The sequence below is a fragment of the Deltaproteobacteria bacterium genome, assembly GCA_016180855.1.
Classification (GTDB): Bacteria; UBA10199; UBA10199; order JACPAL01; family JACPAL01; genus JACPAL01.
Map to the genome: position 1 here is coordinate 154,478 of JACPAL010000002.1, position 11,783 is coordinate 166,260.

The 11,783-nt window shown below is 49.0% G+C and carries 12 protein-coding genes and 1 tRNA gene; 10 read left to right on the top strand and 3 right to left on the bottom strand.

Annotated elements, in window-relative coordinates:
• Positions 1 to 15: 15 nt before the first annotated feature.
• Positions 16 to 86, bottom strand: a tRNA-Gln gene (locus HYT77_00815).
• Positions 87 to 137: 51 nt separating this feature from the next.
• Between HYT77_00815 and HYT77_00820 the strand changes: the two genes are divergently transcribed.
• Genes HYT77_00820 through HYT77_00860 form a run of 9 tightly spaced genes read left to right on the top strand, consistent with a single transcriptional unit; the run spans position 138 to position 6,363 of the window.
• The gene (locus HYT77_00820; protein MBI2066541.1) at positions 138 to 1,088 is read left to right on the top strand and encodes a ribose-phosphate pyrophosphokinase; all 951 of its coding nucleotides are present in this window, start codon (positions 138 to 140) and stop codon (positions 1,086 to 1,088) included.
• A gap of 17 nt (positions 1,089 to 1,105) precedes the next feature.
• Complete coding sequence (locus tag HYT77_00825; protein MBI2066542.1) at positions 1,106 to 1,810, top strand: 50S ribosomal protein L25; 705 nt, start codon at positions 1,106 to 1,108, stop codon at positions 1,808 to 1,810.
• A gap of 22 nt (positions 1,811 to 1,832) precedes the next feature.
• Complete coding sequence (locus tag HYT77_00830) at positions 1,833 to 2,360, top strand: aminoacyl-tRNA hydrolase (protein MBI2066543.1); 528 nt, start codon at positions 1,833 to 1,835, stop codon at positions 2,358 to 2,360.
• Positions 2,361 to 2,374: 14 nt separating this feature from the next.
• The gene (gene rpsF / locus HYT77_00835) at positions 2,375 to 2,677 is read left to right on the top strand and encodes a 30S ribosomal protein S6 (GenBank protein MBI2066544.1); all 303 of its coding nucleotides are present in this window, start codon (positions 2,375 to 2,377) and stop codon (positions 2,675 to 2,677) included.
• 3 nt (positions 2,678 to 2,680) lie between these two features.
• Positions 2,681 to 2,935: a 30S ribosomal protein S18 gene (locus tag HYT77_00840; GenBank protein ID MBI2066545.1), complete on the top strand. Its 255-nt coding sequence runs from the start codon at positions 2,681 to 2,683 to the stop codon at positions 2,933 to 2,935.
• Between the two features lie 4 nt (positions 2,936 to 2,939).
• On the top strand, positions 2,940 to 3,929 hold the full coding sequence (locus HYT77_00845; protein MBI2066546.1) for a DUF2232 domain-containing protein: 990 nt from the start codon (positions 2,940 to 2,942) through the stop codon (positions 3,927 to 3,929).
• Positions 3,926 to 4,369, top strand: a complete 444-nt coding sequence (locus tag HYT77_00850) for a 50S ribosomal protein L9 (protein ID MBI2066547.1) — start codon at positions 3,926 to 3,928, stop codon at positions 4,367 to 4,369. Before HYT77_00845 ends, HYT77_00850 begins: the two co-directional genes overlap by 4 nt.
• An 11-nt stretch (positions 4,370 to 4,380) precedes the next feature.
• Complete coding sequence (gene dnaB, locus HYT77_00855; protein ID MBI2066548.1) at positions 4,381 to 5,739, top strand: replicative DNA helicase; 1,359 nt, start codon at positions 4,381 to 4,383, stop codon at positions 5,737 to 5,739.
• Positions 5,740 to 6,363 carry an XTP/dITP diphosphatase gene (locus tag HYT77_00860; GenBank protein MBI2066549.1) on the top strand — a complete coding sequence of 208 codons (624 nt, stop codon included), beginning with the start codon at positions 5,740 to 5,742 and terminating at the stop codon, positions 6,361 to 6,363.
• Here HYT77_00860 and HYT77_00865 read toward each other — a convergent pair.
• Positions 6,337 to 7,716 carry a hypothetical protein gene (locus tag HYT77_00865; GenBank protein MBI2066550.1) on the bottom strand — a complete coding sequence of 460 codons (1,380 nt, stop codon included), beginning with the start codon at positions 7,714 to 7,716 and terminating at the stop codon, positions 6,337 to 6,339. The two genes, HYT77_00860 and HYT77_00865, sit on opposite strands and share 27 nt — an antisense overlap.
• Positions 7,717 to 7,966: 250 nt before the next feature.
• Between HYT77_00865 and HYT77_00870 the strand changes: the two genes are divergently transcribed.
• The gene (locus HYT77_00870) at positions 7,967 to 9,862 is read left to right on the top strand and encodes an OmpA family protein (protein ID MBI2066551.1); all 1,896 of its coding nucleotides are present in this window, start codon (positions 7,967 to 7,969) and stop codon (positions 9,860 to 9,862) included.
• Between the two features lie 6 nt (positions 9,863 to 9,868).
• On the opposite strand, the gene HYT77_00875 is transcribed toward HYT77_00870, so the two are convergent.
• Positions 9,869 to 11,782, bottom strand: a complete 1,914-nt coding sequence (locus tag HYT77_00875) for an acyl-CoA dehydrogenase family protein (GenBank protein ID MBI2066552.1) — start codon at positions 11,780 to 11,782, stop codon at positions 9,869 to 9,871.
• Between the last annotated feature and the right edge of the window lies 1 nt (position 11,783).

Here is an 11,783-nt window from a genome sequence, read left to right on the forward strand (position 1 = left end):
AAATCGGCTCGATTGCTCGGGGGTGAGGAATCGAACCTCAATTAAGGGCTTCAAAGGCCCCTGTCCTGCCGTTAGACGACCCCCGAATGGTGGCGGCACGATAAGGGACAGAGGCGTTTTTAGTCAAGGAGAGGTATATGGCTATCTATCAGCAGCTCAAAATCTTCTCTGGAACCGCGAATCCGGAGCTGTCGGAAAAAATGGCCAAATATATTGGTGTTCCGCTGGGTCAGGCTCAGATCAAACGTTTCTCCGACGGGGAAATTTTTGTCGAGGTGGACGAGAATGTCCGGGGGATGGATGTCTATGTGGTTCAGCCAACCTGCAGTCCGGTGAACGAAAATCTCTGCGAGCTTCTCATCATGATTGATACCTTGAAACGGGCCTCGGCCGACAAAATCAACGCCGTGATCCCCTATTATGGATATGCCCGCCAGGACCGAAAAGTTCAACCTCGCACGCCGATTACATCGAAAATGGTGGCAGATCTTTTGACGGCCGCTGGGGCTAACCGGATTATTTCAATGGATCTTCATGCCGGACAGATTCAGGGATTTTTCAACATCCCGTTTGATCATCTTTACGCCACCCCGATTTTTCTCGATTATGCAACAAGGCAATGGGGAGAGAAGGACCTTGTGATTGTCTCGCCTGATGCGGGGGGGACCGAACGGGCCAGGGCTTATGCCAAAAGATTAAATGCTGAGTTGGCGATTATTGACAAGAGACGGGAGCGTCCGAATGAGTCAGCCGTCATGCATCTGATCGGCGATGTTCAGGGGAAGAAGGCGATTCTTGTCGATGATATTGTTGATACCGCCGGGACTCTGTGCAACGCGGCCCAGTCGATCATGGACCATGGTGCCAAATCGGTGGTGGCGATCTGTACCCATCCGGTCCTGTCGGGAGCGGCGGTGCAAAAGATACATGAGTCACCCTTACAACAACTGGTTGTTTCTGACACGATTCCTCTGGGAGACAAGGCAAAGAAGACGAACAAGATTTGTGTACTAACGGTGGCTGAAATTTTGGGTGAGGCGATCCGGCGTATTCATACCGGCGATTCGGTATCGTCATTGTTTATTTAGTAGAGGAGGGAGATCCTATGGCAACAGAAAGACTCAAACTTAAGGCGGAAATGAGAGAGGTCGGTACAAAAGGGATATTGGGCTCTCTCCGACGAGCAGGACGTATCCCCTCCGTTCTTTATGGGCACGGTTTTGAAACGATGAATTTGTCGGTTAACGGGCGTGAGCTCTCTGCGCTTGTTCAATCAGCCGGGTTAAACGTGTTGATGGAGTTGGATTTTGAGGGCAAGAAGACAAAAGATCCCCTGGTTGTCATGATCAAGGATTTTCAGACGGATGTGATCCATCATCACATGATCCACATCGATCTTATGAAGGTTGATATGAAGGAGAAGGTGACCGTTGCTGTTCCTGTCAAACTGATTGGCAAGGCAATCGGTCTGGAGAAAGGCGGATTGATCGAACAGCCCCGCCGTGATCTGGATGTTCGTTGTTTGCCGACCGATATCCCGGAGGTGATCGAGGTGGATGTGAGCGGGATTGATATCGGGCACAGTCTCCATGTGAGTGCTCTTAAGTTGCCGGAGGGGGTTGAGATTGTTCAGGATCCAACCTTCACTGTCGTTGCCGTTGTCGCACCCAAGGAGGAAAAGGCGCCTGAACCGGTGGCGGTGGAAGGTGCGGTGGTACCGGGAGTGGAGGGGGCAGCGACTGCAGCGCCAGCAGAAGGGGCTGAAAAAGTCGAAGAGAAGAAGGAAGAGAAGAAAGAAGGGAAAAAATAGCAAAGATCAGGAAAGAGGAGAAATGAAGTTGGTCGTTGGGTTGGGAAATCCGGGCAAGGAGTATGAGAGGACAAGACACAATGCAGGGGCGGTACTCCTGGGACGCTTTGCCGCAAACCGAGGGATTGTACGGTGGAAAGGCCGGTTTGACTCCTCTTTTGCGGAAGGGGAGCTGGAATCGGAAAATTTTTTTCTCCTCTGTCCTCAGAAATTCATGAATCGGTCTGGTGAAGCGGTTAAAGAGGCGCTCTATTTTTATAAGTTAGGTGGTGATGATTTGATGGTTGTTCATGATGATATCGACCTTGCCGTAGGGCGTGCCCAACAGGTTTTTGATGCCGGGGCAGCTGGTCATAAGGGAGTTCTTTCGATCGCGGACCATCTTGGAACAAACGCCTTTTACCGCATCCGTTTGGGAGTGGGTCGTCCGGCCCTTAAAGGGCAGGTTGAGGATTATGTCTTGTCTCCCTTCTTTCCGGAAGAGGAGGAAGCTGTGGGTCGGATGTATGAACAAGGGGAACATTTGATTGAAAACTGGATCAGGAAATAAGGAGGAGAGAGAATATGTCATATGAAACGGTATATGTTCTTCGAACCGATTTGTCGGAAGAGGGGAACAAGAAGGTGGGTGGTCGTCTTTCCGATCTCGTTGCGCGAAACGGAGGAAAGATTCTGGAGCAGAAGGATCTGGGCATTCGAAGCCTCGCTTACCAGATTGCTCGTCAGAGTAAGGGACATTATTATCAGGTGAATTACGAGGGGCGTGGAAATCTTGTTCAGGAGGTTGAGAAGAACCTGCGCTTGACGGAAGAAGTGCTGCGCTTTCTGACCATTCAAATTCCACAGGCTGCGAAAGGAGAATTATAAATTATGATGATTGATATCTCATCGGGAAAAGCACCGTTTAGGAAAAAGGTCTGCCGTTTTTGCGCCGATCCGAAACTCTTTATTGATTATAAGGAGCCAAGAATCCTCCAGCCGTTTACCACGGAACGTGGAAAGATTATTCCCCGGCGTGTTACGGGGGCCTGTGCCTTTCATCAGCGTCGGATCACCGAGGCGATCAAACGGGCCCGTATCCTTGCCTTGTTACCTTTTGTCGGCGGTTTTCAAGGCTCTTTCTAATAACATGGTTTTAAGCTTGACCTTAACGGTCGTTGCGGCCCTCTTTTTTTATGGGAGCGGACTCTTCGGCCTCCTGACGCCTCTACCCTTTTCCATCTTGATGGTTCGCAGGGGGATTTGGGCTGCTTTGCTAGCGGCATTTTTATCCATTTTTTCTCTTGTTCTCGCTTATGACCTTCCGCAGGCACCCCTCTCCTTTTTACCCGGCATGGTTTTTTTCCCCCATTTTACCGTAGTGGGTATTCGTAATTTTTCACTCCTCTCGTTTTTTTATTATTTGTGGATCGGTTTTTCATTGATCTTTATTGGCCGAAAGGTGCGTTCCATGGAGAGAGGCGTTGCAGTGGCTGTCGGTTCTTCTTTTCTGCTGGTGTTGGCAGCCATTTTTATTTTTATGAAGGTCCAATCAGTCGATCTTGTAAGTCAGGGGAGGGAAGGGATCATTTTTGCCTTTCAGCGCCTTGCCGAACTAAATCCGGAATTGTCCGTTGAGGAAGGTCTTAAGATGGTGGATCCACTGATTCACTCTCTATGGCGACTTTTCCCCTCGTTGATCATTAGTATGACTCTCATGATTGTCGCGATCAATCTTTGGCTGCTCCGTCGTTGGGCCTCTGGACGACTCTTTGGCCAGTGGGGCGATTTTTCTCTCTGGAGGTTGAAAGAACAGTGGATTTGGATTCCGATCTTGTCCGGAGGGGGCTATCTGGCTAGCTTCTATTTTTTTCCGCAGTCTGTCATTGCGTGGGGATTCTTGAATGTTCTGATCATTGCGGCAACAATCTCTTTTTTTCAGGGGCTTGCGATCTTCCACTTTTTTCTGCAAAAACGATTATCACCCCTCCTTCGGATGGCAGTACTCTTTTTCTTTATGATTTTTTTTCAGATCGTTATGGTTTTACTTATTCTCTTGGGGCTCTTTGATTTTTGGTTTGATTTTAGGCGTGAGAAACAAGTAACAAAGGGGGGAAACGAAGGAAGGAGCTTTTTATGAAGGTCATACTCAGGGAAGATATTCGTTCTGTCGGTCAAGCGGGTGAAGTGGTAGAGGTTTCGCCCGGTTTTGGGAGAAATTATCTGTTGCCCCAAAAGAAGGCCGTTTTAGCCACGGCCGGAAACCTGAAGGAGCTTGAGAAGTCATTCAACACGATTCAGGCCAGGCGGGATAAGCAGAAACAGGAGGCGCAGCTTCTTGCGGAACGGATTGGGCAGGTCTCTCTTGTTTTGGAGAGAGAGACGGGTGAGGAGGAGAAGCTGTTCGGTGCCGTTACGTCGCGCCACCTCTCCGAGGCACTTGCTTTGCAGGGATTTAATATTGATCACAAGCTGGTTGATTTAAAACAACCTATTCGCACCTTGGGACAGCACGAAGTTCGTGTTGGCCTCTATCCCGGTGTGGATGCGCTTCTTAAGGTAGAAGTTCGCAAGAAATAAGGAAAACTTTTATGGGGGCCCAGGAAGCGGTACGGGTTGACTCGCTGGTTTCTAAATTACCGCCGCAAAATTTAGAGGCGGAGAAATCCGTTTTGGGAGGGATCATGCTTGATAATGAATCCCTCTACAATGTGGCGGAGGTTCTTTCCCCTGATGATTTCTATCGGGAGGCGCACCGAAAAATCTTCAAGGCGATGATCAAGTTGTCCGAAGAGGGAGAACCAATTGACCTGGTAACGGTTGCGAATCGCCTTAAGGGGGATGGGGTGCTTGATGAAGCGGGGGGTGCCGCCTATTTATCGTCCCTGGTTGACACTCTTCCCACCGCTGCCAATCTTGTCTCTTACGCCCGCATTGTTCGCGAGAAGTCGGTCCTACGAAACCTCATGCAGAGGGCGACAGAGATCATCACACGGGGGTATGGGATTACCGAAAATATCGACGAATATCTGGACCAGGCTGAAAAAGAGATTTTTGAGATCGCCCAACGTCGAATCCGGCAGTCATTCTTTCCATTGAAGGAGCTGATCAAGGATAATTTCAAGTTGATCGAACAGCTCTATGAAAGGCGTGAGCTCATCACTGGTGTGCCCACAGGGTATCACGAACTTGATCGTTTAACAGCCGGGCTACAACCTTCCGATCTGATTGTGGTTGCGGGACGTCCCAGTATGGGAAAAACCGCCTTTGCCCTCTGCGTTGCCGCCAATGCGGCCCTTCAGAAGAAAATTCCTTGTGCCATCTTCTCGCTGGAAATGTCTAAGGAACAATTGGTGCAACGGTTGCTTTGTATGGAGGGACGTATTGATGCAACAAAGCTGAGGGGTGGTTTTCTGACTGAATCTGATTGGCCCAGGCTTACCCGCGCGGCCGGGGTTTTGTCGGAGGCCCCTTTGTTTATTGATGATACGCCGGCCATTACGGTCTTGGAGATAAGGGCAAAGGCGAGGCGTCTTCAGAAGGAGCATGGTTTGGGACTCGTGGTTGTTGACTATCTTCAGCTGATTCGCGGGATAGGTCGACTGGACAACCGTGAACGGGAGATATCTGAAATCTCACGTTCTCTTAAGGCCCTTGCCAAGGAACTCCATATTCCTGTGATGGCTCTTTCCCAGTTGAACCGGATGGTGGAGAGTCGGAAGCCGCCCATTCCGATTCTGGCGGATCTGCGCGAATCGGGAGCGATTGAACAGGATGCCGATGTGATTATGTTTCTTTATCGTGAAGAGGTTTACGATCGGGAGACGATCAACAAGGGGGTTGCTGAGGTGATTATCGGAAAACAAAGAAATGGTCCGATCGGCAGAACCGAGTTGACGTTTCTATCTGGCTTTACCCGCTTTGAAAATCTTTCGCGGGACCATTCTTAAATGAAGCTGGAGTTTGGCTCTCTTCCATTAGATTGGATTATTGCGACCAGAAACTTCGGAAAATTTCGTGAGATTTCGTCCGGGTTGCAGGGTTTGGGGCTTCGGCTTAGGGCCCTGTCTGAATTCCCAGACATACTTGACGTTGATGAAAATCAGGAGAGCTTTGAAGGGAATGCCAGAATCAAGGCTTCTTCTGTTGTTGAGAGACTGAAATTACCGGTGATAGCCGACGACAGCGGATTGGTTGTCAAGGCATTAGGAGGACAACCCGGTGTTCGATCGGCACGTTATGCTGGGCCGAAGGCAAGCGATCAGGAAAACTTGGAGAAACTGCTGAAGGCGATGGAGCGGGTTCCTGCGGGGCAGCGAGAGGCGGCCTATGTCTGTGTCTTGGTGATTGGTCTTCCCTCTGGCAAGGAGTGGATTATCCGGGAGGAATGTTGGGGTGAAATTGCGTTTCGGCCAAAGGGGAGCGGCGGCTTCGGATATGATCCCATTTTTTTCATTCCCGAAACTCAGAAAACAATGGCGGAGCTCTCAATAAAGCAAAAAAACACGATCAGCCATCGTGGCAAGGCGATTCAAAAATTAAGAGAGCTATTTGGTTGTGGTGCTGTTGGTTGAAGACTTCGTTGTCGGACTTGCGACGGTTCCAGCTGATGTTGAACCTTTGGTTGTCGTCGTCTCCTTGTTGTCCTTCGTCGGCGAGATGATGTTTTTTGAGGTACTAGAGCTCAAGTCCTTTGAAGCATCCAGTGTTCCATTCAGGTTTGTTGTGATTGATGTGGTTGAGGTCTTCGAAAGGCTATCTTTGGAGTTAAGCGATGTTGAGGTGTCAAGGATGTTGGTCGTCGTGGTACCCTTTGAGATATCTAAAGAGGTTTCCTTATCATTTGTTATGATAGATGTCGTTAAGGTGTCATCCTTGGGGGTTATATTTGTTGATACCTTGGTTGTATCGGTTGCTGTGACAGTATCAGCCGTCTTTACCGAGATAGGATCGGTTACGAGGGCACATTTTGCGGTAAAGAAGTGGATGGGGAAAGATGCACAGAGGGGGTTTTTGGCTAAGTCGGTTGGACCATCAACGCCCCCCACGAGTTTGACCTGATACTCAATCGGTCCGCAGAAGAGCGGTTTTTCCAATTTATAAGTGACACAATTATTGGAGGTGCTGGCTGATGCAACCGAAATTGCTGGATTGATGAGGAGGTCATCGATCGCAAAGGAGGCGGGATCCATCGGTTCATCGAAGCAGAAGACCAGAATATCTCCACCGACACCGGTTGCCCCATCTGGTGGAATAGAGGAGACAACGGTGGGGCAAGAGGTATCTTGAGGAATCTCCACACTTTTTTCTTCACCTGAATCTTTAGTGTCAGACTTCTGGTCGGTTGTATCCGTTATCTTTTCAGTTGTCGTCTGATCTGTGGTTTTATCGGGAATTTTTGGAGACTCTTTTGATGATTCGACGAATTCCTTTTTATCCGAAGTTGGGGTCTCTGGGGCCTTTGTGACGGTTTCTTCAGCCGGTTGGGAATCGGCGGGAATGGTCTGCTCCGGGACGGTATCTCCATCCTCCGTTTCCAACCCTTCGGAATAAAGTATGACTTCACAACGGTTGTCGGAGGCAAGATGAGTAAACGAGGCACAAACCGTCTGGCATCCATTTTCACAATACACGATAAGGGGACTTGCGGATAAATCGGGACATTCATAGGCGAATGCCTCGCTACCGAGCGTCTCTTCCTTGATTGGCTCCTCCAGATCAAAACAATACGTTTCATTGGAAGAAGGGGGAGGGGCGAGCGTTTTGTCATTTGTGACAACCGGTTCAACCCCGCTAAATTCTGGTTTCTCGAATTCGGTCAGGTTCTCGGCCTCTTCCACCCTCATATCGATCGAAGAGGCGCAACCAATCATCATCAGTTGGGCTATGAACAGACAAGCAACGAAAGTTTTGTTTTTTGACTTCATGCTTGTCTTAACAGCAATACTGATGCCAAGTTGGAATAAACATAAAATATAAAATAATATTATAGTGTTACATTAAATAATGGCACTTTTGTTGAAGGTGCTATTTTTATCATTTTGATCAGACATGGGTTTGTCATTATCATTTTGATAATCTGTTTTTTTCGGGACGTTTTTCATTCTTTCAGTCCAAAAGTTGTTGCTTCACCTCGAATAGATTGGTATTTTTATCATGAACAGCAAACGGGGGATCATGAAACTCTTACAGCGGTTGGTTCTTGTCAGTACCTTTTTGGTACTGGGTCAGGGAGTGGTCCACGCAACGACGACTCGCTTTAGCGTTTTTACCGCCTTCCCATCTCCTTTGGAGCATGATTTTCAGTTTATCCACGGTTCTCGAACCCTCTTCCAGTTGCAATGGCAGGTGGGGACACAGATTGATTATTCTTATCGACCCTTTGAGGGATCAACGCGAAGAATCATTGATCACCTTTGGACGGAGCATTTTTTTGGGGGCATTGGTATTACCGATTGGTTTTCAACAAGTATTGACTGGCCTCTTGCGTTGTTGAACCACTTTCAAGATCCTGGGCCTGTTGTAACGCCTGGATTTGAAAACGACACGGATCTTGCTGATCCTCGTGTTGAATTCAAATTTCAACTGCTTTCCAGGTACAAGCATATTGTTGGGTTAGGGATTCTTCCTTTTATCCATATACCACTTGGCAATCAGGCCCATTTTATGGGTGACAATACGTTATTGGGAGGTGGGCTTGTGCTCTTCGATGTTGAGCTTACGCGTCGTTTGGTTCTTGCCCTGAATACGGGGGCTGAATTTAAGGAGGATGTCAGTCTTCAAAATGTTCAATTAAGCACGGTGAGTTTTTTGTTAGAGGGTGGGCTAGGGCTTCATGCAACAAAGCAGTTAGATATAACAGCTGAAATAAAATCAAAAACTCCATTTGGAAATTTTATGAAGGAGGAGGCTGAATCACCGTCAGAAGTTTTAGGTGGACTACGTTGGAGAGGGGATAGTGGTTTGGGTATTGCGGCGGGGGGGGCAACGGGGTTGGTTTATGGAGCGGGTGCCCCTCGTGCACGGGCCTACCTAAGGTTGGACTACACCCGAACGACAGAGGCGCATCGTAAAAAACTTGAGGAGTTAGAAATTGCCAAATATGGATTGAAGGCTCCTCCGGAAGTTCAGTGGGCGATCATTGAGTTGAAAGATAAATGCCCTTCAACCCCATCGGATTTTAATCCTGAGGTTCATGATGCCGGTTGCCCCAAACTTTATGAGTTAAATCAGATTGCATCGTTGAGCTTGAAGTGCCCGAGTCAACCTAAGGATTTTGACCCGACGATCCATGATGCAGGGTGCTCCAAGGTTTACGAGATGAGAAAGAATTTGACGAATGAGGAATATGCCACTGTCTATGTGCTAGCGGCCTCTTCTCTGCAGCAGAATTGTCCCGCTGACCCCAGTCAATTTGATCCCGAAAAACACGATACCGCCTGTTCAAAAGTTTTTGAGTTGCGCGAAGCCGCCTCCCTGGTGGCTCGCTGTCCCCAGAATTCGCGTGATTTTAATCCTGAGATTCATGATCCTTCCTGCCCCAAGGTTTATACGCTTAAGAAGGATTATTCGAAGCAGGATGTTCAGGCAATTTACGTCCTGTCACAATCAGATGCGGACAAAGACGGCATTCTCGATATTCAGGATCAGTGTCCAAAAGAATACGGAACAGCAGTCATGTTCGGTTGTCCCGAGGCAAAGGTTGTCTGGAAGGCGGGTCAGATTCTCGGCACGGCCGCACCGATCACCTTTAGTTTTAACCAATGGACCCTTTCTACCGAAATGGCAAAGTCCCTTAATGAGGTGGCGGAGATCCTTCACAACTATCCGGAAATCAAGATCGTTCGAATTGAGGGGCATGCCGATAGTATTGGTTCTAAAATCAAGAATAAACTCGTTTCGGAGCGTCGTGCACAGGCCGTAAAGCGGTTTATTGAAAAATGTGGTGTTGAATCCTTCCGTCTCAAGGCGGTTGGAATGGGTTCTTCACAACCAGTTGCCTCTAACAAGACGGTAAAAGGGCGTGCACAAAACAGGCGAGCAACAGTTCTTCTCCTCGAACTTGTTGAATAGGCGCGGCTAGACGTTCTGGACCAGTCTCGGCTGTGTGGCCGATGAGGAACGCGAGACAGACCCCTTTAGAATATCTTCTTCGAGCCAGTTTATCTTGCCTTCCAGATAGTCGCGGGCGACATGCCAGGTTTTCTGATCGTCATTGTTCCCAATATCCCGGAATGCATCCTTGATCCGGCGACTGGCGATTCGGCAAAAGAGATCGGCTAATTCCTCGGGAGAGCGGTCGACCGGATTCTTCTGGAGCATCAATTGGGCTTTGACACAACTGGCTGCCATGGCAAAAAGATCGGTGCCGATATTTACGACACGCCCAAGAATCTGTTGTCTTCTCTCCAAGCTAGCCTGGTAGCGAGACATGCAGTGAAAGATCGTCCTAGCTAGGCGATGACTACCACCACTTACAAATCGAAGATGTTTAGCAAGTGGACCGAATTCGCCGAACCTTGGCCAGAGCGAATAATGAAGCCACTGACGAGGGTACCAGTGGGAATAGAAGGCTGTCATTTTTCCTAGTGCTGCCAACTTGGCAGTGAACGGAGATTTTGGATTGAGCAAGGCGCCCGCGACCCGCATATGAGGATCGAGAGCTTCACGGGCAATGAAAAGCCTCAGGATCTCGCTGGATCCCTCGATCAAGGTGTTGATGCGGAAATCCCTCATCATTCTTTCCATGGGAATCCCCTCTTCACCGCGTCCGCGGAGCGAATCAGCCCTCTCATATCCACGCCCCCCACGGATCTGCAGCGCCTCATCGACGATCTTCCAGCCGGACTCGGAGCAGAAAAGTTTACACATCGCCGCTTCTAATCGAATATCACGTCCCCCTCGGTCGACAAAATGAGTCGTCAACCAGGTGATTGCCTCCATGGCAAAGGTAGTCGCTGCCGTAAAACCGATTTTTGAGGCAACGGCCTCATGTTTTCCAATGGGGGCTCCCCACTGAACCCGCTCATTGGTCCATTTTTTGTTGATCTCCAGGCATTTTTTGGAGGCAGCTATGCAGGCGGCTGGGAGTGTCAGACGGCCGGCATTGAGTGTCATGAGGGCCAGCTTGAGCCCGAGTCCTTCACCCCAGAGCATATTTTCACGCGGGACCTTTACATTTTTGAACCGTATCAAACCGTTTTGGATTCCTCGAAGCCCCATAAAGTCACACCGGTGTGCCATTTCTACTCCTGGCATATTTGACTCGACAATGAAGGCGGTGATCTGGGTTTTTTCCTTCCCCTTGATGATCTTGGGGGGGGTTTTAGCCATGACGCCAATGAGACTTGCCACAGGGCCGTTGGTACACCAGAGTTTTTCACCGTTTAAGATGAAAAACTTACCATCTTCTGTCGGTATTGCAGTTGTCTTCATTTTTGCGGGGTCAGAGCCGACGTCCGGTTCTGTCAGGGCGAAGGCGGATATCTCCTTTGTGAGACGCGGAAAGAACTTCTTTTTCTGTTCCGGTGTTCCACACAACTTGAGTGGCTGTGGGACGCCGATTGATTGGTGTGCGGAAAGCCAGACTGCGGTTGAGCCACAGTAGCTTGAAACGAGGTGAACGACTCGTGCATAGTTGACTTGTGAGAGGCCGAGTCCACCATATTCTTTTGGAATCTTCATCCCGAAACAGCCAAGCTTGATGAGGCCATCGACAACCGGTTTAGGGAGTTCCCCTGTCCGATCAACCTCGTCGGCATCCAAACTTGTTCTAAGAAAGGCCTCTACTTTAGCAAGGAATTCGTCCCCGATCTTTTTGTCTTCCGGGGATTGTTCAGGGTAGGGTGTGATCAACTCAGGACGAAACCGTCCCATAAACAATTCTCCCACAAAACTGGGGTGGGTCCATTTTTCTTCTCGGGCGGCCTCGGCGACATCCATCGCCTCCTGGGCACCTTTCTTCTCCTCTTTTGTGATTTCACCGACGGCCATA